Annotated in this window: 14 protein-coding genes and 3 pseudogenes; 2 read left to right on the top strand and 15 right to left on the bottom strand. The window is 72.0% G+C overall.

Annotated features, from left to right (window positions below; genetic code table 11):
- Positions 1-427 precede the first annotated feature (427 nt).
- Positions 428-1,378, bottom strand: coding sequence for an ACP S-malonyltransferase (locus ADL29_RS34615; protein WP_053927483.1), 951 nt, complete (start codon positions 1,376-1,378; stop codon positions 428-430).
- A 283-nt stretch (positions 1,379-1,661) separates the two neighbouring features.
- On the opposite strand from ADL29_RS34615, the gene ADL29_RS34610 reads away from it, so the two are divergent.
- Together ADL29_RS34610 and ADL29_RS34605 are read left to right on the top strand one after the other, a co-directional pair.
- Positions 1,662-3,320, top strand: a complete 1,659-nt coding sequence (locus ADL29_RS34610; protein WP_053927482.1) for a flavin monoamine oxidase family protein — start codon at positions 1,662-1,664, stop codon at positions 3,318-3,320.
- Positions 3,321-3,629: 309 nt separating this feature from the next.
- Positions 3,630-5,033: a class I adenylate-forming enzyme family protein gene (locus ADL29_RS34605; RefSeq protein WP_053927481.1), complete on the top strand. Its 1,404-nt coding sequence runs from the start codon at positions 3,630-3,632 to the stop codon at positions 5,031-5,033.
- A 102-nt stretch (positions 5,034-5,135) separates the two neighbouring features.
- Here ADL29_RS34605 and ADL29_RS34600 read toward each other — a convergent pair whose 3' ends face one another.
- The 14 genes and pseudogenes from ADL29_RS34600 to ADL29_RS45750 form a co-directional block, all read right to left on the bottom strand.
- Entirely contained in the window at positions 5,136-6,602 is a 1,467-nt protein-coding gene (locus ADL29_RS34600; protein WP_211274446.1) for an NAD(P)/FAD-dependent oxidoreductase, read from the bottom strand.
- Between the two features lie 227 nt (positions 6,603-6,829).
- Positions 6,830-7,990: a sensor histidine kinase gene (locus ADL29_RS34595; RefSeq protein ID WP_046928798.1), complete on the bottom strand. Its 1,161-nt coding sequence runs from the start codon at positions 7,988-7,990 to the stop codon at positions 6,830-6,832.
- 47 nt (positions 7,991-8,037) lie between these two features.
- Positions 8,038-8,193, bottom strand: coding sequence for a hypothetical protein (locus ADL29_RS43850; RefSeq protein WP_157878652.1), 156 nt, complete (start codon positions 8,191-8,193; stop codon positions 8,038-8,040).
- A 10-nt stretch (positions 8,194-8,203) separates the two neighbouring features.
- Positions 8,204-8,497, bottom strand: coding sequence for a hypothetical protein (locus ADL29_RS34590; RefSeq protein ID WP_053927480.1), 294 nt, complete (start codon positions 8,495-8,497; stop codon positions 8,204-8,206).
- A gap of 355 nt (positions 8,498-8,852) precedes the next feature.
- Entirely contained in the window at positions 8,853-10,556 is a 1,704-nt protein-coding gene (locus ADL29_RS34585) for an MDR family MFS transporter (protein ID WP_053927479.1), read from the bottom strand.
- Positions 10,557-10,584: 28 nt separating this feature from the next.
- A complete protein-coding gene (locus tag ADL29_RS43845) occupies positions 10,585-10,746 on the bottom strand; it encodes a hypothetical protein (RefSeq protein WP_157878651.1) in 162 nt (53 codons plus the stop codon).
- 145 nt (positions 10,747-10,891) lie between these two features.
- Positions 10,892-12,106 (bottom strand): glycosyltransferase, encoded by a 1,215-nt coding sequence (locus ADL29_RS34580; protein WP_053927478.1) that lies wholly within the window; start codon positions 12,104-12,106, stop codon positions 10,892-10,894.
- Between the two features lie 256 nt (positions 12,107-12,362).
- On the bottom strand, positions 12,363-13,613 hold the full coding sequence (locus ADL29_RS34575) for a nucleotide sugar dehydrogenase (RefSeq protein ID WP_053927477.1): 1,251 nt from the start codon (positions 13,611-13,613) through the stop codon (positions 12,363-12,365).
- 83 nt (positions 13,614-13,696) lie between these two features.
- Positions 13,697-14,410 (bottom strand): PIG-L deacetylase family protein, encoded by a 714-nt coding sequence (locus tag ADL29_RS34570; protein ID WP_245689755.1) that lies wholly within the window; start codon positions 14,408-14,410, stop codon positions 13,697-13,699.
- Entirely contained in the window at positions 14,407-15,639 is a 1,233-nt protein-coding gene (locus tag ADL29_RS45765; protein WP_063788591.1) for a glycosyltransferase, read from the bottom strand. The genes ADL29_RS34570 and ADL29_RS45765 overlap by 4 nt, the downstream gene beginning before the upstream one ends.
- Positions 15,640-15,890: 251 nt before the next feature.
- Positions 15,891-22,004: pseudogene (locus tag ADL29_RS34560) on the bottom strand (type I polyketide synthase); the annotation flags it as partial.
- Between the two features lie 109 nt (positions 22,005-22,113).
- Positions 22,114-22,770, bottom strand: a complete 657-nt coding sequence (locus tag ADL29_RS45760; RefSeq protein WP_245689756.1) for a phosphopantetheine-binding protein — start codon at positions 22,768-22,770, stop codon at positions 22,114-22,116.
- A gap of 189 nt (positions 22,771-22,959) precedes the next feature.
- Positions 22,960-23,019, bottom strand: a pseudogene (locus tag ADL29_RS45755) (KR domain-containing protein); the annotation flags it as partial.
- Positions 23,020-23,115: 96 nt separating this feature from the next.
- Positions 23,116-24,892 (bottom strand): annotated as a pseudogene (locus tag ADL29_RS45750) (polyketide synthase dehydratase domain-containing protein); the annotation flags it as partial.
- Positions 24,893-25,004 lie beyond the last annotated feature (112 nt).

Here is a 25,004-nt window from a genome sequence, read left to right as displayed (position 1 = left end):
CCTCAACGCCCACCGCTCCGGCACCATCAAGGGCCTGACCGCCGAAGTCGGCGCAGCCCTCACCTCCGGCGCGGTGATCTGCGAGATCAAGGACTGACGTCCGGACCAGGGATGTTCTCGGGCGGTCCGGCCGCCGTGCACTATCTGGCGGGTGCCATCGCGTCCGCGCCCGAGAACCCCGAGCCCTCTACGGTTCTTGCCGAGTTGTGGAGAGACAGGCCGTCACGCCAAAGCCTCATGGTTCAGCGATGAACACATTCTTGGTGTGGTGAGTGCCGGCGCGTTGGCCGAGGCCGCAATGCGGACGATGGACCATGGCCAGGGCCTGGACATCGCCATCGACGTGGTCTCTGGCTGAGGCCCGCCGCTTCCAGAACTGCTGAGGCTTCGCACCTCGGCGGGCAACAGCTCCCTTACGGGGCAGGTCTCAAAGGACCGGCGCACCCGTCCGGACCGGCCGCAGCATTTTCTGCAGAGTGTTCTTGGGGTCCACCGCGACCACATCGAAGTTCCGCACGGTGCACTGCACCCGCCGGAAAAGGTTCTCCGGCCCGGTGACATACACCGTGCGCACGCCGAGATTCACCAGAGAATTCACCACGGCCGGCCAGTCGATGGCCACGTCGAAGGTATCGAGCAGCATGGTGCGCATGGCGTCGGCCGTGTCGACGACGTGGCCGTCCTGGTCGGCTATCACGGGAATGCGCGGGGCTCGTACGCCATACCGGGGGAACACCTCTTCCGCGGCCTTTCGGCGGAGCGCGTGAAAGGCCTTTGCGTGGACCGGCGGGCGCATGGTGGACATCGAGTAGCCGCCCATGGCGCTGACGGATGACGTGAAATCCTCCAGCAGCCGGTCACTGAGCGACACCATGACGAAGCCGTCGTCGAGGCGGCCGGAGATCTCGTACCAGTGGCCCTGCTCGGAAAGTCCCGAAAGGTATTCCTGCAGGCCGCTGTCGGGGACGCGCATGACCGTGTGGGTCACCACGTCGGTGTGCTCGGCGGAGAAGTACTCCTGCTCGCAGCGGGCGAGTTCGGCCGTCATCCGTACGACGTCGGGGAAGTCCAGGGAGCCGGTCCAGACCGCGGCCGCCTTCTGGCCGAAGCTGGGGCCGGCGCAGTAGTCGGGGCGTATGCCCAGTTCCTCCTCGGCGCGGTGGGCGAGCGCGAGGGAGTTGACCAGGAATGCCACCTGGGTATATTCGGAATATTCTTCGTCGGACTCGTAGAAGCGGTCCAGCAGCGAATATCCCAGCGCCTCGTCGGCCAGGGGGAGCAGGCGCCTGACGTAGGGGTCGAGCACCATGAACTTACCGACCGCAGAGAAACTTGAAGGCCCCATCCCCGGGAATATCAGAGCGGTCTTCTCGTTCATCGGCGCCACACCTAACATGAGTCGGCAGTCAGTGTGAATCACGTTAGGGGGACCGTCATACGGGCCGACACCCCATAGAACCCCTATGCCCCCTGTTTGCCCCTTGCCGCCTGAGCGGCAGCCGAGGCGACAACAGGGGTTGTCCGCCTTCGGCGCGTCGAATTAGCGTGCTTTCACCGGCCCATGAGGTCCCGCTTCCGACCCATGAGGTCCCGCTTCCGGAATTCCCGGTCATGGTGAATTCCGCGCCAGCACCGCCCAGCGGCCGAGAGGTTTCTCCCCGATGACGTCAGCCACCCCGGCGCCGACGACCATGCTCGTGCCGGACTTCCCTTTTTCCTACGACAGTTGGCTGGCCCATCCGGCCGGACTGGGGTCCCTGCCCGCCGGACGGGCCGGTACGCCGGTGGCCGTCGTCGGCGCGGGTATGGCCGGGCTCACGGCGGCGTACGAGCTGATGCGCCTGGGGCTGCGGCCGGTGCTGTACGAGGTGGAGCGGATCGGCGGGCGGATGCGCTCGGTGCCGTTCCCCGCCGATCCGGACCGCGTCGCGGACATGGGGGCGATGCGCTTTCCCGTCTCGTCACGGGCGCTGTTCCACTACATCGGCCTCCTGGGGCTGTCCACCCGGCCGTTTCCCAACCCCCTCTCCCCCGCCACCCCCGGCACCCTCATCGATCTGAACGGCCGCCGGGAGTGGGCCCGTACCGCAGAGGACCTGCCGGCGGTCTTCCAGGAGGTGGCCGAGGCCTGGGAGAAGACCCTCCAGGAGCGCGCGGAGCTGTCCACCCTGAGCAGTGCGATCCGGCAGCGGGACACCGCCACGCTCAAGCTGGTGTGGAACAGGCTGGTGGCGGCCTTCGACGATCAGTCGTTCTACGGGTTCCTGGCCGGCAGCCCGGCGTTCCGCTCCTTCCGCCACCGCGAGATATTCGGCCAGGTGGGGTTCGGCAGCGGCGGCTGGGACACCGACTTCCCCAACTCGGTGCTGGAGGTTCTGCGGGTCGTGGCGACCGAGGCCGACGCCCATCAGATGCTGCTGGTGGGCGGCGCCGAACAGCTGCCGCGCGGGCTGTGGGAGCACCGGCCCGGGAGCCTTGCCCACTGGCCACGGGGTACCTCGCTCGCGTCCCTGCACAACGGCTCACCGCTGCCCGGCGTGACCGCGATCCGCCAGGCGGCGGAGGGCTTCCGGCTGACCGACCGCAGCGGTGCGACCCGCACCTATCCGGCGGTGGTGTACACCCCTCATGTCTGGACCCTGCTCCACCGCGTCTCGTGCCCGCCCGGTCTGCTGCCGGCGGAGCACTGGACGGCCGTGGAACGCACCCACTACATGGGCGCTTCGAAGCTGTTCGTGCTGACGGACCGGCCGTTCTGGCGCGATGTGGCGCCGGGCGGCGGCCGGGAGACGATGGGGATGACGCTCACCGACCGGCTGGCGCGCGGGGTGTATCTCTTCGACGACGGCCCGGACCGGCCCGGGGTGATGTGCCTGTCGTACACCTGGAACGACGACTCGCTGAAGGTGGCGACCCTGTCGGCCGAGGAGCGGCTGGCGGTGCTGCTGGAGCGGCTGGCGGAGATCTATCCGGGGGTGGACATCGCGTCTCATGTCCTCGGCGATCCGGTGACGGTCACCTGGGAGACGGAGCCGCACTTCATGGGGGCCTTCAAGGCGAACCTGCCCGGTCAATACCGCTACCAGCGCCGGCTGTTCACGCATTTCCTGCAGGACGGGCTGGCCCCCGCGCAGCGCGGTCTGTTCCTGTGCGGGGACGACATCTCGTGGACCGCCGGATTCGCCGAGGGCGCGGTGACCACGGCGCTGAACGCGGTGTGGGGTGTGGTGCGGCATCTGGGCGGGTCGTCCGCCGCGGGCAATCCGGGTCCCGGCGATCTGTTCTCCGAGCTGGCGCCGGTCGAGCTGCCCGAGGGGTGAGGCCCGTGAAGGCCCGTCCCCATGAAGGCCCGTCCTCGTGAAGGCCCGTCCTCGTGAAGGCCCGTCCCCATGAAGGCCCGTCCTCGTGAAGACAAGGGATGGTAGGGGGCCGGATAAGGGTTCCCCGCCGGCTCCCCAACTTCCAGACTCTTTCCTGGTGAGGGGCGTGTTCCGCCCCGCCGGCCGGACGGCCGCGTCGATCTTCCGCACACCGTCCCGCCTGTGCGACTGCTCCCCGTGGACACCACACCGGGACCGCTGACGCAGCACACCGCCCATGCCCGGCATGAGGAAGGAAGCGTGCGAGAAATGAGCGCGAAAATCTTTGCCCCCGACTCGGTACGGACCCTGGACGATTTCGAGCGCGACGCTCTTCTCATCGCACAGGTGCTCCGCGAGAAGGGCGTCGGCCCCGGAGAGCGCGTCACGCTCAAGGCCGGCAACTCCCCCGCCTGGATGGCGACACTCCTGGCGTTGATGCACCTGGGGGCCTCGATCGTGCTGGTCGACCAGCAGGAGCACGCCGAGGAGACCCGACGGATCATCCTGCGCACCGGCACCAAGCTGGTCCTGTGCGACGAGGACGCCCCCCTCGACGCCGGTCAGGAGGCCGTCCACCTCTATGAGCTGCTGGTGTCCGCCGCCGGCCGGACGCCGGTGGAGGACCGGCTGGACATCGGGACCTGGTGCGATCTCCCGGACGGCCTGATCATGTGGACGTCCGGATCGACCGGCTCGCCGAAGGGCGTGGTGAAATCCGGCCGGAAGTTCCTCGAGAACCTGCGGCGCAACGCCGCGCAGGTCGGCCACCGCGAAGACGATGTGCTGCTGCCGCTGCTGCCGTTTGCCCATCAGTACGGGCTGTCCATGGTGCTGATCGCCTGGCTGGTGCGGTGTTCGCTGGTGATCGCGCCGTACCGGCGGCTGGACCGCGCGCTGACGATGGCCGCCGAATCGGGCGCCTCCGTCATCGACGCGACCCCGGCCAGCTACCGCAGCATGCTCAATCTCGTCACCCGCAAGCCGGCCCTGCGCCCCGGCCTGGAGGGCGCGCGGATGTTCTGCGTCGGCGCGGCCCCGCTGGACGCCCCGCTGGTCGGGAGTTACGTCAGCGAGTTCGGCCGGCCGCTGCTGGACAGTTACGGCAGTACGGAGCTGGGCAACATCGCGTTCGCGACGCCGGAGAACCCGGTCGCCTGCGGACGGGTCATGGACGGCATCGGGCTCCGGGTCGTCGACGACGAAGGGCGTACGGTCGCCGCGGGGGCGGCGGGCGAGCTGGAGGTCCGCACGCCGGACGCGATGGAGGGGCAGCTGGCCGAGGACGGCACTCTGGTGCCGCTGCCCGGCGGCTGGCAGCGCACCGGGGACCTCGGATACCTGGACGCGGACGACAACCTCTACGTCCTGGGCCGCAAGTACGCGGTGCACCGGATGGGATACACCCTCTATCCCGAGCTGATCGAGCGGGCCGTGGCCGCCAAGGGCTGCTCGGCAAGGATCGTCGCACTGCCGGACGAGCGGCGCGGGGCGCTGCTGGTCTTCTTCGTCGAGGACGGCGAGGAGCGGGAGGCGTCGTACTGGCGGGACCGGCTCAAGGACATGCTGGCGTCCTACGAGCGTCCCGACCGGGTGGTGGTGCTCGACCGCTTCCCGCTGAACCGCAACGGCAAGCCGGACAAGCGGCAGTTGGAGCGTCTGGCGCAGGAGTGAGGCGCCGGGACAACAGGGCAGAGCCCCGGGGCGGCAGGGTCCGCCCCGGGGCTCTGTGGTGTCTCCCGGCCGGCCACGGGGCCGGCCGGGAGTGGTACGGGATCAGGCCTCGCGCGCCGAGCGGCTGGCCGCGTAGTACTCCCGCAGCCACTTGCCGATGACGGGGTAGAGCCGGCGGGAGACCGCCAGCAGCTCGGCCGGGGGCGTGAACTCCGGGTCCAGTTCGTCCGCCCAGGCGGCGAACGAGTTCTGGAATCCCGCTTCGATCAGCAGCGGGTACATCACGGGCATCCGCCAGGGGTACTCGTATCCGGTGGCGAGCAGGTGGGTGGACACGGTCTGGATGATGTCCTCCCGGCTCTCGGGGGCGATCGGCGACCGTACGGGCGTGAAGGCGTCCCAGTCGAGCTCGTGCTCCTCACCGAGCAGACGGCGGGTCATCTCCTCGGCCAGCAGCGGGGAGAGGTGCAGTCCGTCGCGGTAGGTGCCGGTCAGCATCCACAGCCCCTCGAGACCGGCCTCGCCCAGCAGCGGGAAGCCGTCGAGCGACACCGGGCGGTTGCCCACCTGCAGCTTGTGCACTCCGCTGCCCCACAGGTCGCGCCGGACCTGACGGGCCGAGCACTCGAGCAGGAAGAGGACGTCGCCCATGGCGGGTATGGTCACCGGCTCCGGCGAGATGACGTTGGTGGCGCCGACGTAGACCTCGCCTTCGCCGCGCGGCAGGACGTGCAGGCCGCAGGCGAACGCCCGGTTGGGGGTGCGCAGCACGCTGCGCGGGCCGCTGCCGCCCTCGGTGCGCATCAGGGCGGACACCCCGTAGCCGCTGACCAGACGCGGGATGCGCGCGGACAGTTCCGGCATGGTGTCCAGCAGCTCCTGGGTGCGGGCGCCGCCGGCCAGGACCACACGCGCGCTGGAGAGCTGCATGCCGGAGGCGAGGGTGACGCCGTGGATGCGGCCGCCCTCGTGCTGGAGCTGGACGGCGGTGTCCTCGACCACCGTTCCGCCGCGCCGGACAAACGCCGTCTGGAGCCGGGTGAGGAGCTCCGGGGTGTTGACGGCATGCTCGCCGGGGATGTGCATCGCGCGCAGGGGGCGGGAGTTGGGGTCGGGGTCCAGCCATTCGATGTCGGCCGGGTCGACGTCCTCGTACGGCTCGTCGTACTGGGTCAGCATGTCGCGGATGGCGGTGAAGTTGGCGTCGTCGATGGCCGCCATGCCGACGGTGTTGAGCATGACGGTGGTGCCGTCGGCGGTACGGATCTCCTCGCCCGGGGCGTCCTCGTCGAGTGCGCTGAGCCAGCCGTCCCACATCTTCGCGGCGCGGACGCCGAAGTCCATCTTGGTGCGGCCGTGTTCGGACTTCAGCAGCGTGGTCGTGACCTCGCCGAAGCAGCCGAGCATCGCACCGGCGGCCGTCGAGGCCGCGGTCGGCCGGTGTGCCTCACCGATGAGCGCCACACCGAGCCCGCGACGGGCCAGCGTCAGCCCGAGCGAAAGACCCAGCACTCCATTGCCGACGACGACCGCATCAAAGGTTTTCTGATCGATAGGGCTGGTGGTCACGGTCACTGTCTCCTTGTGACTGGGCTGACGATCGGGGTCCGGGCGCGCCGAATTCCGGAAGGCTTCCGCCCCGAATTCTTGTGGCCAAAACTAAGCGGCCCCTATTGCCCGGCCCAACCCCTAATCGCCCCTTGATCGATGGCGGACAAGGGGAATTCCCCCAGCCGTGTTCCGGTGCGCGGACAACCGCTCTCACCGGCGGTGCCCGTACCGCGACGCCGGGGCCCTCAGGCGGGTACTTCGACGACGAGACACCAGGAGCGGTGGGTGTCGTCGGGGCCGGTTTCCAGCGTTCCGCCCACCAGCGCGAGGCGTTCGCGCATCCCGGTGAGGCCGTATCCGGACACCGGCGGGCCGTCGTCGACGAACTTCGCGGCGCGCGGGACGGCGTTGCGCACCTCCAGCCGGACGCGGTGGGTGCCGTAGTCCAGGCCGACGGTCACCGCGCCTCCGGGGGCGTGCTTGGCGGCATTGGTGAGCGCTTCCCGAGTGGCCCGGACCAGGGCGACGATGGGCCCGGAGGGCAGCGGGCGCACGGGGCCGGTGGTGGTCAGCCGGACCTCGGTGCGGTGGTCGCGGCCGAAGTCCTCGACCAGATCGGCCAGCATGTCGGGGAGCGGGATCACATCGTCGCGCAGCGCGGCGACGGCGGCCGCGGCCTCGGCCAGCCCGTCGTCGGCCAGCCGGTTGGACCGCTGGACCCGGGCGCGTGCGCCGTCGATGTCGCCGCTGTCCAGCAGCGAATCGGCGGCCTTGAGCTGGACGGTGAGCGCGCCGAGCGAATGCGCGAGCACATCGTGGATCTCCCGCGCGATCCGGGCCCGCTCGCCCAGCACCGCCACCTGCGCCTGTTCCTGCTGCATCAGGGTGGTCTGGTGCAGGAGCTGTTCGGCCTGGGTGGCGCGCAGTTGGTACTGCCGCTGGTTGAGGCCCAGCAGGGTGAGCAGGAGCAGCATGACGGTGTAGCCGGCCAGATCGCCCAGTCCGGCCCCGCCGGCCGCCGAGGTCAGCAGCGTCAGCAGGAGGCAGCCGCCGAGCACCGGCCACAGTGCGGCCGCCCTCGGCCGGTGCCAGGCGGTGAACCGGCCCAGCACCACACTCACCATGATCACCGCGGTGGAGTCATGGGCCCAGCCGGCGGCCGCCGCGGGCAGCGCGGCGCTGAGCACCAGCGCGATCCCGGCCCAGCGCGGCCGGGTGGAGACGAGGAAGTGGAAGACGAACCAGCAGGCGAGGCTGACCGCGTAGACCACCCACATGGCCACGGCGCCTTCCCGGGCCGTGGCCAGCGTGCCGGCCAGCAGTCCGAACCCGACGATCTGCATGACCAGGCTCGCGGGTACCTGCGGGGCCGAGGGGCCCCGGCGGCCGCCTGTGGCGCGCACCATCTCTCCCGACCGGTCGTCGCCACGGCTGACCGGCTCGACTGCGGCTGTCAGCGACGGCCTGCTTTGCGATAGATGATAACCATGACGATCAGCGCGATGATCACCGCGCCGACGATGATGCCCATCTTCCAGATCTTGTCCATCAGCAAGTGCTGGAGCAGCTCGTCGTCGTCCGCTTTTCCGGCAAGGAAGTATCCGTTCATGGCTGTGTGATCACCTTCGCCGGTCGCGGTCGTTCATCGCGGAGAGCACCGAGTTCAGCAGCCCGCCCCGGCCGCCGCCGCGCCCGCCGCGGCCGCTGCGCCGGTTCTCCATCACCGCCCGTGCGAGCGGCACGGCATGCTCGCGTGCCCTGTTGAGAGTTTCCTGGCTGACCGATCCCCGGCGCTTGAGCATCATCAGCACCGCAAATCCAATGATGACGAGTACGAGGACGCCGCCCGCGATCAGGGCAAAACGCAGCAGCACGAAATTCATCAGGCCACCGCTGCCCAGCGCTGAAGTCATCACGCTTTCCTTCCGCTTCTTTTGCTTTCTTGCTTTCCTTGCCGAAGCTTCTACTTCGACGCTATCGCGGTGAACGGAACCGCAGAACCGGTCCGCGGGTGGAATCAGGGTGGAGCCGGGTGGATTTCCTCTCCACCCGGATGCGACGGGGGTGTCGTGCCGATGGCGTATCCCCTAGGGGTCGTTCGAACAGATCCCCTAGGGGATGGGTGGGCCCCTTGCAGTCCACAACGTGGCGGGGGCGGGCGGTGTTCCCGTGGGGCGGGTGCCGCGGGGGCAGGTGCCGGGGGGGGTGCCACGGGTGCACGTGCCGGCGGGTGCCGCGGAATATGTGCCGTCAGGTGGCGGCGGATGTCTACGAGTCGCCGTTCGCCGTATGCCCGGCCTCGGCGCCCGGCTCCGACTCCGCTTCCTGGGCCATCAGTTCGGCTGCGCTGAGTTCCCGCAGGGGCAGCTCCTTGAGGCAGAGGGCCAGGATCAGGGTGACGATCATGGTTGCGGCGCCGATCAGGAAGCCCAGGTTCAGCGATGCGGCGAAGCCCTCGCGGAACGGCCGTACCAGCGCGGGGTCCATTCCGTGCAGGAACGACGAGTCCGTGGCCACCTCCTGGCCGCCGTGCAGCAGGTCGAAGAAGGCCCGGTTGCGCGGGGCGGCGGCGACCGCGGGGTCCTGCATCGCCGCGGCGACCGCGGGATCGGCGGTCGCGCGGGTGACGGCCGCCGAGATGTTGCCGCTCAGCGTCCCGAAGAGGACGGAGAGGAACAACGCGACGCCCAGCGCGCCCGCCATCTGCCGCAGGAACATCAGCGACGCCGTCGCCACCCCGGTGTCGCGGGCCGGCACCGCGTTCTGCGCCGCGACCGTGACGGCCTGGGTGCAGTTGCCGATGCCGATGCCGAAGAGCAGGACCAGCAGCAGGGGGATCCAGATCGGGGTGTCGATGCCGACGAAGGAGAACGCGAACATGCCGACGGCGGTGATCGCGGCGCCGGCCACCGGCAGGATCTTGTACCGTCCCCGCCGCGAGATCAGCGCCCCCGAGACGACCGTGGCGATCATGATGCCGCCCATCATCGGCAGCATCACCAGACCGGACTCCATCGGCGTGGCGTCCCGCGCCAGTTGCAGATAGAGCGGCACCAGCGAGACCGCACCGAACATGCCGACGCCGACGGTGATGGCGGTCAGGATGGCGGTGCGGTAGGTGGGGATACGGAACAGCCGCAGGGGGATCAGCGCGGCGTCACCGGCCCGTCGTTCGACGGCGACGAACGCCGCCAGTCCCAGCAGGCCGACGACCAGCGAGATCACCGCGGCCGGCGAGCCCCAGCCCCACTCCCTGCCGTGGTCGAAGAGCACCAGCAGCGGGACCAGGCCCACGGTGATCGTCACCGCGCCCCAGACATCGATCTTCGTCGGCTGCCGGTGGTGTTCCAGATCGAGCACCTTGGCGACGACGGCCATCGCCAGCAGCCCGATGGGGAGGTTGACCAGGAACACCCACCGCCAGCCGGCCAGCCCGAGAAGCTGATCGGCACCCGCGAGCGCACCGCCCACGGTGGGGCCGACGACGCTCGCCGCGATCCACACCGCCATGAAATAGCCCTGGTACCGCGAACGGTCCCGGGGCGGTACCAGGTCGGCGGTGATGGCGAAGGCCAGCGCCATCAGCCCGCCGCCGCCGAGCCCCTGAAGCGCTCTGAATGCCGCCAGTTGGGGCATCGACTGGGCGAAGGTGCAGGTCAGCGAGCCCACCAGGAAGATGGCGATGGACACCAGATAGACCGGCTTGCGGCCGTAGATGTCGGAGAGCTTCCCGTAGACGGGGGCGGCGATGGTGGAGGTGACCAGGTACGCGGTCGTCGCCCACGCCTGCAGACTGAGCCCGCCGAGGCTGTCGGCGATCGTCCTGATGGACGTGCTCATGATGGTCTGTTCCAGCGCGGACAGGAACATGCCCGCCATCAGCCCCGGCATCACCGCCAGTACGAGCCGGTGCTGCCGGGCCCGTGCGGCCGCCCTGTCCTGGGAACGGGACGGCCCGGTCGCCTGTGCCACTCTTCGCCTCTCCTGCCTCGCCGAGCGGTCAGCTCTTGCGCTTGAAGATCATCAGTAGGCCGAACAACACCAGAACCACCAGGAGACCGCCGCCGATGATGATCCCGAAGCGGAGCAGGGCGAAGTTCATCAGCGACTCGGAGTCCATGGCCAGCTGCACCGGGTTCCCCATTTCGGCAAGCGAATTCATCGGTCATTTCCTTTCGGTTGTTTCAACCCGGCGCCGATTCACGAGAGTTCGGCGCCGGGTCCGAGGAGGCAGTGATCCGACATTAATGCGGAGTCCGGTGGACTTGCGATCGTCCTTGGGTGGGGATCCGGGTGGAGATCGGAAATCAACCCGCCGCGAGCATTTCCAGGTGCCGGACCAGATCGGCCGTTCCGGGAAGCGCCCGCATGGCGCCGCGGGCCTGCGCCGCGCGCTCCTGGTAGCGGGGGTCGGCGAGGACACCCCGGCACGCCCCGGCCACCGCCTCCGCGGTGGCGGCCGTGGCCAGTTCGCCGATGCCGAAGGTGTGTAGCCGCCGGCCGTTGTGCTCGTTCTCGCCGTCCTGCGGCACCACGACCATCGGGGTGCCCTCGGCCATCGCCTCGCGGATGCCGTTGTAGCCGCCGTGGGTGACGAACAGCGCGGCATGCCGCAGCAGGAGGGGCTGGTCGACCCAGTCGCTGACCAGGACGTTGTCCGCTGCGGGGAGTTCGTCCACGACGAGGCCGCCGGTGGAGACCACCGCGAAGCAGTCGAGCGTGGACAGCGCCGTGACGAGCGCACGGACGGCATCGGCCGGCGGCGGACCGCCGTCGGTCACCCCGAGTCCGGCCTCCATGGCCTCCTCGGTGGCGGCGAACTCGCTGCCGACGGTGGCCAGCACCAGCGGCCGGCCGGCCAGCCGTCCCGCGATGTCCGGAGGCAGGGCGTGGGACGCCGGCACGCTGGTCGGCTGCCGGTAGCAGAAGGCCGGCGGGATCTCGAACGCGGCGAACGAATAGATGCCCGGCACACAGTCGATGCGTCCATGGCGGTAGATCGCCTGGGGATCGTGCTGCGGCGGCAGCCCCGCCTCGGCCCGGCGCTCATTGAGCGGATCGCGCACCCGCACCGGGTCGAGCACATTGCCGTCCCCCGACGGCGCGGAGACGAAGGGCACGCCGAGCGCCTCGGCGACCAGGCAGGCCGCCAGCTCCGCGCCGTCGCGCAGGATCAGGTCCGGCCCGAACTCCTTGGCCACCGGGAGGATCGCCCGAACCGCCGTGGTGACGTGCGGCGCGGTGTCCACCCACGCCATCTGGCCGGCGATGTCGGCGAACTGGGCCAGCAGCTCGGGCGGCGGCTCGGCGCCGGAGCGCAGGACCTCCAGCACCGGTGCGAACTTTTCCAGCAGGCCCGGCAACAGCGGCCGCACGTCGGGGAATTCGCCGGCGAAGCGCGGCGCCAGCTTCTCGGTGGTGATGACCAGGATCTCGTGGCCCGCGGCGGTCAGCGCCCGCGCGATGGGCAGCATGGAGTTCGCATGCCCGGCCGAGCCGGTGACCGTGACCAGAACGCGCATCAGAGGACTGCTCCAGGGGTCGGAGGGGGCGTGACCGGGTAACGTCTGCGGGGTGCGTTGCGAGAACCGAGCACGCACAACGCGCTGAGCGAGAGCCAAGCCCGTGCAGGCCCGTGCTCAAGCCAGTGCAGCCCCATGCTTTCGGGCAACCGGGCAGGTTCCGTCCCGGCTGGTGTTGAGGGAGTAAGACCCGTTCGTCTGCTAGCCGGGTGGGGTTCCTGAGCCAGGAATCCCCCTGCTTTAGCCGGGGGAGGGTTCAAAGGAGCACGCTGTGGTCGGTGCGGACGGAGCCCGTGGTGTCGAACAGGCGCCGGGCCCGCCGCCCGATGAGCTCCAGATCGAACTGGTCGTGGCGCTGCAGCAGGACGCTCAGATCCGCCCGGTCCAGTGCGTCCGCCAGGTCCGGCACCCCGTCGATACGGCCGTCCGCCCAGCTCAGGCCGTCGACGTAGGGGTCGTGGCAGAGCACCGTCGCGCCGCGCTCGGTCAGCGCCCGGGCGATCGGCACGGCCGGGGTGTGGCGGGTGTCGTCGGTGTTCGCCTTGTACGTCACCCCGAGCAGCAGGACGGTCGCCTCGCTGACGGAGATGCCGCGCTGCTCGATGTCCTTGGTGATCCGGTCGGCGACCCACAGGGGCATGCCCTCGTTCACCCGGTGTGCGGTCTCGGCCATGTGGAACGCCATGCCCAGAGTGCCCGCGTGGTGGATGAGGTACAGGGGGTCGGCGGGTATGCAGTGGCCGCCGACCCCGGCGCCCGGCCAGAACGTCTGGAAGCCGTACGGCTTGGTCGACGCGGCGGCCACGGTGTCCCACACATCGATGCCCATGCCGTGGCACAGCTGGGAGAACTCGTTGACCAGGGCGATGTTGATCTGGCGGTAGGTGTTCTCGAGGATCTTGGCCGCCTCGGCCTCGCGCATGCCCCGGGTCACATGGACCTCGGTCACCTGGCGGTAGAACTCCGCGGCCCGCTCGGCGCACGCCGCGGTGAGACCGCCGACCACCCGGGGGGTGTTGCCGATCCCGTACCGGGTGTTGCCGGGGTCGATCCGCTCCGGCGAGTAGGCGAGGTGGAAGTCGGCTCCGGCGCGCAGGCCGGACTTCTCCAGGATGGGCTGGAGCAGGCCGTCGGTGGTACCGGGGTGGGTGGTCGATTCGACGATGACGAGCTGGCCGGGCCGCAGCTGTCCGGCGACGGTCTCGACGGCGCTGGTGAGTGGATGCAGATCGGGTTCGTCGCCGTTGACCGGGGTGGGCGCGCAGACGACGATGACCGAACTGGCGGCGAGCACGACCGGATCGGTGGATGCGCTCAGCCGGCCCTGCAGCGAGCGGATCTCGGCATCGGTGACGGTGTCCACGGGCGAGCGGCCGTCGTTGACGGTCTCGACGCGGGTGCGGTCGATGTCGAAGCCGACCACGTCGTTGCCCGCCTTGGCCAGCTGTACGGCCAGTGGCAGTCCGGCGTAGCCGATTCCGACCATGCCGACGTGAAATCTCCCCATGGCAGACCTCCTGAGTCCACGGGTGAAGCGAGGGTGGGGGGGTGCTCGTCCGTTGGGCGAGCGATGCAGTGCGCGAGGCGTTGTCAGTACGCGAGGCGGTAGGGAACGAAGGACTCGGCGTAGGCGCAGTTCCAGGACGAGCCGGTGGCGGAATCGATACCGCGGATCTGCTCGATCGACCGCGGTCCGCTGGGCCGCATCTGCGTTCCGTACGCCAGCAGGGCCTCCCGCTTGGCCTGCCAGAACGAGGAGGTGTCGACGTGCAGCCACCAGGACTCGTTCACCGCCGACCAGCGGTCCTCGACGCCGCGGTAGCCGAGCACGATGCGCGGGGTCGGCTTCAGACCCGCGGGCTGCACCCGGGCGGCGGCGAACGCGGCCTCGTGCACCGCCTGGTGGTCCTGGTGGTAGCCGCCCGCCGAGGGGATCAGCAGGGCGTGCGGCCGGACCGTGGTGAGCGACACTTCCTCGTGCCGTTCGATCAGGTCGACCAGCTCCCGCCGGCGGTTGCAGATGTCCATGGTGCCGGTCTCGTCGACCCAGGCGATGGTGCCGGAGGTGACGCCGAGCGCGGCGCAGGCCTTCTCGAACTCCTGGTGCCGGACGGAGGGTTCGCTGGAACTGCCCCACATCTTCGCCGCGCGGACGGTGACGCACAGGACATGCACCGCGACGCCCTCGGCGGCGAGCCGGGCGACGGTGCCGCCGGGGCCGATGGTCTCGTCGTCGGGATGGGGGGCGACGACGAGCGCGCGGTCGCCCGGGCGCAGGCCGAGCGCCGCGACGGTGCCGGTCACGACCGTGCCCCCGCGGTGCCGGCCGCCAGGGACTCCAGGTGGGCGACGACCGCCTCGACGCCGGGCAGGCCCAGCATCCTGCGCTGTGCGGTGCGCAGGTTGTGGTGGATCTTCTCGTCGTGGAGGACCCGGTCGACGACCTTGGCGATCCCGTCCGGGCTGACCTCGGTGATCCATTCGCCGAGGCCGAGCTCGGCCAGCCGGCCCGCGTTGTGGTGCTCGTCGCCGAACTGCGGGAGCGCCGCCATCGGGACACCGGCCCGGATGCCCTCCCGGATGCCGTTGTAGCCGCCGTGGGTGAGGAAGAGCTGGGTGCACTCCAGGAGGAGCGGCTGCGGGACGAAGTCCATGAGGTGGACGTTCGGGCCGAGTTCGATGCCCTCGACGGGGACGCCGCCGGTGGAGACCACGGCGTGGCAGTCCACCTTGGCCAGCGCCTCCACGATCATGTAGAAGGTCTCGACCGGTTCGAGCATGCCGTCGGGCAGGCCGATGCCGCGCTCCTGCATCTCCAGCAGCACCGGCAGGGAGGTGCCCACCGACGCCAGGACGATCGGCTTGTCCCCGGACAGCGCGGAGAGTTCGGCGGGCAGCGTGTGCTGCATGGCGCCGAGCATCGGCTGCCGGTAGGTGAAGGCCGGCGGCACCGGGTACTGGGCGAACGAGTAGGCGTCCGGTACGCAGTCGATCTTGCCGTGCGCGTAGATGGACCAGGCGTCGGTCCGCTCGGGCAGGCCGACCTCCTTGCGGCGCTCGTTCAGCAGGCCGTTGGCGCCTTCGGGGTCGACAACGTTGCCGGTGCCGGACGGTGCGGAGATGTGCGGGACGCCCAGCTTCTCCGCCACCAGTACGCCGGAGAGCTCCCCGCCGTCGCGGAGCACCAGGTCGGGCCGGAACTCCTCCGCGAGGGGCAGCACGGCCCGGTAGGCGCCGGTGACATGCGGCCCCGCGGCGAAGATCATCATCTTGATCCGCGGGTCGGCGAAGTCCTCGGGGTTCAGGGTGCGGTCACCGCCGCCCGAGAGGATCTTGGTCACCTCCCCCACGATGGCGTCCACCAGGTCCGGCATGGCCGGCTCCACCCGGGCGCCCGAGCCGTCGAACACCGTCGCCAGATGTGCGGGCAGCGCCACCAGCACCTCGTGACCGGCGTCGACGAGCCCGCGTACCACGGGCAACACCGCGCGTGCGTGGCCCTGGGAACCCGTGACCGTCGATAGAACTCGCATGAGCTGACCCTTCGGTTTTTCTGAAATTCGGCGGTGAACGCGGAGAGGGCACACCGCTCGGCATGGGCGGGGCACAGGAGAGTGGTTTCGCCGTTGGTCGCCGCAATGCGTGCTTTTTATTTCGCGGGCCGGCGGAAACGACCGGGGAAATGCGATCGGCCGTCGCAATGACGCGAAATCGCCCTGTACCCAAGAAAATTAACGAGCCCTTTGAGGGGGGAACAACCCCTACCGCCCCTACCCCGGCCCCCTTACGGCCGGAGCGGGCCGGTGAGCCATTCCCGGACCGCCTGGGCGGTGCCGCCGGCCAGGTCCTCCATCATCGTGAAGTGGTCGCCCGGCACCTCGGCCTCGATGTACGGACCGTCCCAGGTGGACCGCCAGTCCGCGGCGTCGCCCCAGGCGGCCAGCGGCTCCGTGGCCCGTACCAGCAGCGTGGGCGCCTCGACGGGAGCGTGCCGCCACTGGGCCAGCAGCCGGAAGTAGCCGCCCATCGCGGTGAGTCTGCTGTCGTCGGTCGGCAGGAACCGCTCGTCGCCGCTCACCCCGCCCAGCAGCCGGCCCTCCAGCCCGGCGAACAGCCGTCGGACGGGGACGTACGGGTCCAGCAGCGCCAGCCCGGCGGGCCGCACTCCGCGTCGTTCCAGCTCCCGTACCAGCGCATGCGCGAGGACGCTGCCGGACGAGTGCGCCGTGATGACGAAGGGCCCGTCGCCGGGCTCGGCCAGCAGCCGGTCCGCGTGTGCGGTGGCCAGCACCTCGACCGAGGAGGGCAGCAGCTCGCCCGCGCGGTAACCGGGGACCGGGAGCACCATGACGTCGCGCTCTCCGCGGAAGGGCGCGGCGAACCGCGCGTACTCCTGCGGCCCGGACATCGCCAGTACGGACGGGATGCAGACCAGCCGTGGTCCGTCCGGACCGGTCGCCAGGCGGACGGGCTCGGTCGCGGCGTCCTGCGGCCGGTCGAAGACGGGCCGGAACTCGGCCGCCGCGGAGAGGAGTTCCACCAGCTGCGGCACCTTTCCGAGCTCGGCCGCCCGCGCGATCATCGGCCCGAAGGTCGAGGCGGGCGAGCCGGTCGGGGCGGACGCCGCGGCCGGTGTGGGCGCGTCCCCCGGAGCCGGGGCCCCGTCGGCCGCCGCCTCGCCGGCGAGGGCCTCCACCAGGTACGCGGTGAGCGCGGCCGGTGTCGGGTGCTCGAAGACGACGGTCGGCGGCAGCCGGGTGCCGACCGTGGTGGCGAGGCGGTTGCGCAGTTCGAGCGCGGTGAGGGAGTCGAAGCCCAGCTCGAGGAACGGGCGGTCGGCGGCGACGGACTCGGCGTCCGGCAGCCCGAGCACCACGGCCACCGCCGCACGGAGGCAGCCGAGCACCACCTCGGGCCGCTCGCCCGGCTCCGCGGCGGCGAACCGCTGCCGGAACTCCCCGGCCTCGTCGGCCGCCTTGCCCCGCCGGGCCGACGGCCGGACCAGCCTGCGCAGCAGCGGCGGGACGTCGTCCAGGCCGGCGACCGCCGCGGCGTGGAACCGCATCGGTACCAGCAGCGCCCGGTCGAGCGCGCACGCCGTGTCGAACAGCGCCAGGCCCTCCTTGCTGCTCAGTCCGGCGAACCCGGGCCGCAGCAGCTCCTTGAACTCCTCGTCGGTCAGCCCGCCGGCCGTCCCGCTGCGTTCCTCCCACAGGCCCCAGGCCAGTGAGGACGCGGGCAGCCCCTGGGCCCGGCGGTGGTGGGCGAGGGCGTCGAGGAAGGCGTTGCCCGCCGCGTAGTTGGCCTGTCCGGCGTTGCCGACGACACCGGCCGCCGAGGAGAACAGGACGAAGGCACCCAGGCCGAGGCCGCGGGTCAGCTCGTGCAGGTTGAGGGCCGCGTCGACCTTGGGCGCGAGGGCCCGGTCCAGCCGGTCGCGGGTGAGCGAGCCGAGCACTCCGTCGGCGAGGACACCGGCGGAGTGCACCACGCCGGCCAGCGGGCGGTCGGCGGGTATCCCGGCGAGCAGCGCGCGGACCGCGTCCCGGTCCGCGAGGTCGCAGGCCACCATGTCCGCCGAGGCGCCCAACTCCCCCAGCTCCTGGACCAGTTCGGACGATCCGGGGGCGTCCGGGCCGCGCCTGCTGGTCAGCAGCAGATGCCGGATGCCGTGCTCAACGACCAGGTGGCGGGCGACGAGCGCGCCCAGTGTGCCGCTCGCCCCGGTGATCAGCACCGTACCGGCGGGGTCGAGACCCGACGGGCTTTCCGGCGCGCCCAGCGGCACCCGGGAGAGCCGGGGCACCAGGGCGGTGCCCTCGCGGAGCGCGAGCTGCGGCTCGCCGCCGGAGGCCGCCGCGAGGAGGGCGCGGGCCGAGGCGTCGCTGCCGTCGGTGTCCACCAGTACGAACCGGCCCGGGTTCTCCGACTGTGCGGAGCGCACCAGGCCCCAGACCGCGGCGTGCGCGAGGTTCGGCACCGCCTCGTCGGGCCGGGCGGCGACCGCTTCGCGGGTGACCAGGACGAGCCGGGTCCCGCTCAGCGCGTCGGCGGCCAGCCAGTCCTGGAGCAGGGCGAGGACCCGGGCGGTCTCGTCGTGGACGGCCGCGGCGTCCGGGGAGCCCGCGTCCGGCGCGTCCGGCACGGCGAGGACCAGGTCCGGGACGGCGGCGCCCGACTCCACCGCGGCCGTCAGCGCGGCCAGGTCCGTATAGCGGGTCCCGGCGTCCGGCAGGCCGTCCCCGAGCACCGCCCGGGTCCCGGCCGGCGCCGCCGCCCGGTCCCGCGGCCGGACCCAGTCCACCGCGAAGAGGGCGTCGTGGTCGCCGCTGGCCGCGCTGAGCTGCTCGGCGGAGATCTCGCGCAGGACGAGGGAGGCGACGGTCAGGACCGGCCGCCCCGTCTCGTCGGCGGCGTCGAGGCCGAGTTCGTGGCCGCTGTCGCCGCCCTTGCGGACCAGCCGGACCCGGAGCCGCGAGGCGCCCGGGGCATGGCGCCGCACGCCGGTCCAGGAGAACGGCAGGCGCAGCGATTCGGCCGTGGAGAGTTCCGTGCCCGCGGTGGCGGCGTGCAGCGCGGCGTCCAGGAGCGCCGGGTGCAGCCCGTAGTCCGCCGCCGTGGAGGCCATGTCGTCGGGCAGGGCGACCTCGGCGTATACGGTCTCGCCCGCCCGCCAGGCGGCGCGCAGGCCCTGGAACGCCGGGCCGTAGTCGACCTCTGCCGCGTTGAGCCGCGCGTAGAGCCCGGTCAGGTCGACGGGTTCCGCGCCGGGCGGCGGCCAGGCCCCCAGGTCGCCGGCGGGCGCCGGGTCCGGGACGAGCTGCCCGACCGCATGCGGGATCCAGGGCTGCCCGTCCCCGCCGGCGTCCGGCCTGCTGTGGATGTGCACCGGCCGACGGCCCTCGTCGTCGGGCTCCCCCACCAGGACCTGGACCGCGACGCCGCCCTCGTCGGGCAGCACCAGCGGCGCGGCGAGGGTCAGCTCCTCGAGCCCCGGGCAGCCGGCCTTCTCACCCGCGCACAGGGCGAGTTCGACGAATGCGGTGCCCGGGAGCAGCACGGTGCCGCGGGTTCCGTGGTCGGCCAGCCATGGCTGCGAGGTGAGCGACAGCCTGCCGGTGAGCAGCAGTTCGTCGGCGGTGGCGAGCGAGACCGCGGAGGCCAGCAGGGGGTGTCCGGCGGGCTGCTGCCCGGCGGAGGTGACGTCCCCGGCGGACCGTGTGGTCGGCATCCAGTAGCGGCGGCGCTGGAAGGCGTAGGTCGGCAGCTCGACCGGCGTGCCCTCGCCCGGCAGCACCGCCGTCCAGTCCGGCCGGGCGCCGTGCACCGCCGCCTCGGCCACGGCCGTACGGAACCGGCCGAGGCCGCCGTGATCGCGCCGCAGCGTGGGGACGAGGGCCGCGTCGGTGCCCGTGTCATCGACGATGCCCTGCAGGGGCACGGTGAGCACGGGGTGCGGGCTCACCTCGATCAGGACGAGATGACCGTCGGCGAGCAGGGCACAGGCGGCGGCGTCGAACTGCACCGTCTGACGGGCGTTGCGGTACCAGTAGTCGGCGGTCAGCCCGTCGGTCGCGAGGGGGCCGCCTGCCACGGTCGAGTAGAACGGAACGGGTGCGGCCACCGGCTCGACGGCGAGTTCGGTGAGCATCCGCTCGCGCAGCCGCTCGACCTGTGCGGAGTGTCCGGCGGCGTCCGCGCCACGGATCCGGCGGGCGCGGATGCGCGCGTCGGTGCAGGCCTCGACGAACGCGTCGACGGCTTCGGTGCCGCCGGAGACGACGCAGGCGCCGGGCCCGTTGACGGCGGCCAGGGACAGCGCGCCGTCGAAGCGCTCGATGCGCTCCAGGACATCGGCCGGCGGCGCCAGCACCGAGGCCATCGCGCCGTGCCCGAACAGGGTCTGCAGCGCGTCGTTGCGCCGGGCCACCAGGCGCGCGGCGTCGCGCAGGCCGATCGCCCCGGCCACATACGCGGCGGCGACCTCGCCCTGGGAATGGCCCAGGACGGCGTCCGGTTCGATGCCGTGGGCCCGCCAGAGCGCGGCGAGCGACACCATGACGGTGAAGAGCAGCGGCTGGACGGTGTCCAGCCGGTCCCAGGAGGGCGCCGACTCCTCGCCGCGCAGCGCGGCGGCCACCGACCAGTCCAGGAATTCCGCGAAGGCCTCGTCGCAGGCGACGACGGAGGCAGCGAACTCCGCTGCGCTGTCCAGAAGTTGGGCCGCCATACCGGCCCATTGCGACCCCTGGCCGGGGAAGACGAAGGCGACCTTCGCGCCCGGCCGGGCCAGGCCGCTGACGGCGTTGTCCGCGGTCTCCCCGGCCTCCAGTACGGCCAGGGCGTCGGCGAGTTCGCCGGTTTCCGTGCCGACGACCGCGCCGCGGTGCTCGAAGGCGGTGCGGGTGGTCACCAGCGAGCGGGCGACATCGGCCGGGCGGAGCCCGGGGTGGCGGCGCAGCCAGGAGCGCAGCTCCCCGGCCTGGGCGCGCAGCGCGGCCGCGGACCGGGCGGAGAGGTGCAGCGGTACGGGGCCGGCGAGCGGGTCCGGGGCGGTCTCCGCGGGCTCGTCGGCGGGCGCCTGCTCGAGGATGAGATGCCCGTTGGTGCCGCTGAGCCCGAACGACGAGACGCCCGCCCGGCGCGGCCGGTCCAGCTCGGGCCACTGCCGCGGCTCGGTCAGCAGCTCCACCGCCCCGGACGACCAGTCGATCTTGCTCGACGGCTCGGTCACATGCAGGGTCCGCGGCAGCCGCCCGTGCCGGATCGCCTGGACCATCTTGATCACACCGGCGACCCCGGCGGCGGCCTGGGTGTGGCCGATGTTGGACTTGAGCGAACCGAGCCACAGCGGGCTCTGCGGGGCGCGGTCCTGGCCGTAGACGGCGAGCAGGGCATGCGCCTCGATGGGGTCGCCGAGCGCGGTGCCGGTGCCGTGCGCGTCGACCGCGTCGACCTCGCCCGGGGTGAGCCGGGCGTTCGCCAGGGCGGCCTCGATCACCTTGCGCTGGGCGCTGCCGCTCGGTGCGGTCAGCCCGTTGGAGGCGCCGTCGGAGTTGACGGCGCTGCCGCGGACGACGGCGAGCACCCGGTGCCCGTTGCGGCGCGCATCGGACAGCCGCTCCAGGACGAGCATGCCGGCGCCCTCGGCGAAACCGGTGCCGTCGGCCCCCTCGGCGAACGCCTTGCAGCGGCCGTCGGGCGCCAGTGCCTGCAGCTCGCTGAGCTCGAAGAAGTCGGGGGCGCACAGGACGGTGACGCCGCCGGCCAGGGCCAGGGTGCAGTCTCCCTGGCGCAGTGCCTGGCAGGCGAGGTGCAGCGTCACCAGCGACGACGAGCAGGCGGTGTCCACCGTCATCGCCGGGCCCTGCAGGCCGAGGGTGTAGGCGATCCGGCCGGACACCACGGCGCCGGTGTTGCCGGTGCCCACGAACGGGTCCGCGCCGGCGGGGATGTCGGTCCCCGCCGAGACGTAGTCCGAGCCGTTCATCATCCCGACGAACACCCCGGTCCTGGTGGCGCGCACGGACCGCGGGTCGATCCCGGCCCGTTCCAGTGCCTCCCAGGAGATCTCCAGGGCGATGCGGTGCTGCGGGTCCATCGCCACGGCCTCGCTCGGCACGATGCCGAAGAACGCCGGGTCGAACTCCGCGGCGTCGTGCAGGAATCCGCCGCTGCGGTAGGGCGCCGAGCCGTCCGCGCCGTCGAGGTCCCAGCCGCGGTCGGCCGGAAAGCCGGTGATGGCGTCCCGGCCCTGCTCGACGAGGTCCCACAGCTGGTCGGGGCTGTGCACACCGCCGGGGAGGCGGCAGGCCATCCCGACGATCGCGATGGGTTCCGCGGCGCGGGCCTCCTCCTGCCGCAGGCGCTGCCGGGTCTGGTGCAGTTCCGCCGTGGCCTGCTTGAGGAAGTGCCGGAGCTTGTCCTCGTTCGTCATCTCGTTCGCCGTCTCGTTCGTCATGCAGATCCTCCCCCTCCGTCGAAAACGTGCTGGATCACTCCGGGCCTCATGAGATGCCGAATTCCTTGCCGAGGAGGTCGAACATCGCCTCGTCGTCCGCGTCCACGATGGCGTCGGCGATCTCGTCGCCGGCGGCTGCCGTGTCCTGTCCGGTCCCGGTCAGCCCTGCGAGCATCGCCTCGAGCCGGGCGACCAGCCGGCCGCGCTCGCGGTCGTCCTCCGGGACGGCGGTGAGGCGCCCGGCGAGCCGGTCCAGCTCGGCGGCGAGGCCGGCCGAGCCCTCCCCCGCGGCGCCGTCCGCGTCGGACATCTCCGTGGCGAGGTGTTCGGCCAGGCCGGCCGGGCTCGGGTGGTCGAAGACCAGCGTGGCGGCGAGCCGCAGTCCGGTCGCCGTGTTGAGCCGGTTGCGCAGTTCCACCGCGCTCAGCGAGTCGAAGCCCAGCTCGCGGAAGGCCCTTCCGGGGTCGATCTCGGCCGTCGTCGCGAAGCCGAGCACCGCGGCGATCTCCGTACGGACCAGGTCGAGCAGCGCGGTCCCCCGCTGCGCGGTGTCCAGTCCCGCCAGGCGGGCCCGCAGATCACCGGCCTCCGCCGCCCCGGCGGCCGCCCGGCGGGGCCTGGCCGGAACCAGCGCGGACAGCAGCGGCGGCAGGGCGCCCGACCGGCGCAGGGCCGGCAGGTCCAGCCGGACCGGCACCAGCACGGCGCGGTCCGCGCCGAGCGCCGCGTCGAACAGCGCCAGCCCCTCCGCCTCGGACAGCGAGCCGACGCCGGACCGGGCGGCCCGCCGCGCCTCGTCCTCGCTCAGTGCGGCGGCCATGCCCACGGACCGCTCCCACATACCCCAGGCGACCGAGGTCGCCGGGAGCCCCGCCGCTCGCCGGTGCGCCGCCAGCGCATCGAGGTACGCATTGGCCGCCGCGTAGTTGCCCTGTCCCGCGGCGCCGAACACACCGGCGGCGGAGGAGAAGAGAACGAACGCCGACAGACGCACCCAGCGACTCCAACTCGGCCACCAGCGCGCCCGCTTCGGGCGCAGCCGCCCCACGACGGCTCAGCAACAGCAGCTCACGCACCCCGTGCTCGACCACCGCATGCCGCGCCACCAGCGCACCGAGCCCTCCGGTGCCGCCCGTGACGACCACCGTCCCGGTCCCCAGGCCGGCGGCGTCCGGCTCCGTACGGTGGCGGGCCAGCCGCGGTACGGACATCGCGTCGTCGCGGACGACGACCTCCGGCTGTGCCGAGCCGACGGCGGCGGCCAGGGTGGCCGGGCGTGTTGCGCCCGCCAGGTCGAGCAGCCCGAACCGGCCGGGGTTCTCCGACTCGGCGGACCGGACCAGGCCCCACACGGCCGCCTGCGCCAGATCCCGGACACCGTCCTCGGGGCCCGCCGCCACCGCCTGCCGGGTGACGAACACCAGGCGGGCATCGGCGAACCGCTCCTCGGCGAGCCAGTCCTGAACCAGGCCGAGGGCGCCGCGGGCCGCTTCCCGTACGTCGGCGAGCGGGTCCCGGGACGGTTCGCCGTCGAGCGGGACGAGCACCACGTCCGGTACGTCCGTGCCCTCCGCGGCAAAGTCGGAGAGCTTGGCGCCGGTGGTCACGATGCCGCCAACTGCCCTTGCCAGAACGGCCAGTTCATGGTTGCCATCGCCCAGTACCGCCCACCGTCCGGGCTGCCGGTTCTCCCCCTCTTCCGGCAGCGGAAGCCAGTCGAGACGGAACAGCGCATCGGCCGCCGCATCCGGCCGCCCGGCCCCGACCGGCCGCAGCGTCAGCGAGCCGATCGAGGCGACCGGGGCGCCCGTGGCATCGGCGACGTCCAGGCACACCGCGTCCGGTCCGGCGTCGGCGACCCGGACGCGCAGGGCGGTCGCGCCGGTGGCGTACAGACTCACCTGCGACCAGGAGAACGGCAGCCGCGCCTGGTCGTCCTCGAAGAAGCCGCCGAGTCCCACCGCGTGCAGCGCCGCGTCCAGCAACGCCGGGTGCAGCCCGAATCCGGCGACGTCGGTGCCGTCCGGCAGGGCGATCTCCGCGAACACCTCGGTGTCGCGCCGCCATGCCTGGTGCAGGCCCTGGAACATCGGCCCGTACCGCAGCCCGACCCGGTCGAGGTCGGCGTACAGATCCTCGGTGGCGATCCGCTCGGCGCCGGCCGGGGGCCACTGCCGCAGCTCCGTACCGGGGTCCGTGCCGGGGTCCGTGCCGTGCCCGAGCGTTCCCGTGGCGTGGCAGGTCCAGGGTTCGTCGGCGACCGCGTCCTCGGCACGGGAGTGAATGGTGACCTCGTGGCGCCCGCTGTCGTCCGGCTCGCCGACGACGACGCGCAGGGCGATACGGCCCGCGCCGGACAGGACGAGGGGGGCCGCGAGGGTCAGCTCCTCGAGCCGGTCGCAGCCGGTCTCGTCACCGGCGCGCAGCGCCAGCTCGACGAAGGCCGTCCCGGGCAGCAGGACGTCGTCCCGTACGGCGTGGCCGCCGAGCCACGGGTGCGCGGCGAGCGACAGGCGTCCGGTGAGCACCACTCCGCCGGAGTCCGGCAGGGACACCACCGCACCGACGAGCGGATGCCCGGCGGCGCTCTGGCCGGCCGCGGCCACGTCCCCGGCGCCCGGGGCGTCGGAGAGCCAGAAGTGCCGGTGCTGGAAGGCGTACGTCGGCAGGTCCACGGTGGCCGCCCCGGCGGGCAGCACCCGCGTCCAGTCCAGCTCGGCACCGTGGGCATGGGCCTGGGCCAGTGCGCCGGTGAAGGTCAGCACCTCGTCGCGGTCGGCCCGGAGGGTGGGCAGGAAGACGCCCGCCACGCAGTCCTGGCCCATGCCGGACAGGACACCGTCCGGCCCGATCTCCAGGAACGTGGAAGCACCCTGCTCGGCGAGATACGCCATACCGTCGGCGAAGCGCACCGCCGACCGGACATGCTCCACCCAG

Source organism: Streptomyces chattanoogensis, from assembly GCF_001294335.1.
Taxonomy (GTDB): Bacteria; Actinomycetota; Actinomycetes; order Streptomycetales; family Streptomycetaceae; genus Streptomyces; species Streptomyces chattanoogensis.
This window is presented reverse-complemented; position numbering and strand designations above follow the sequence as displayed.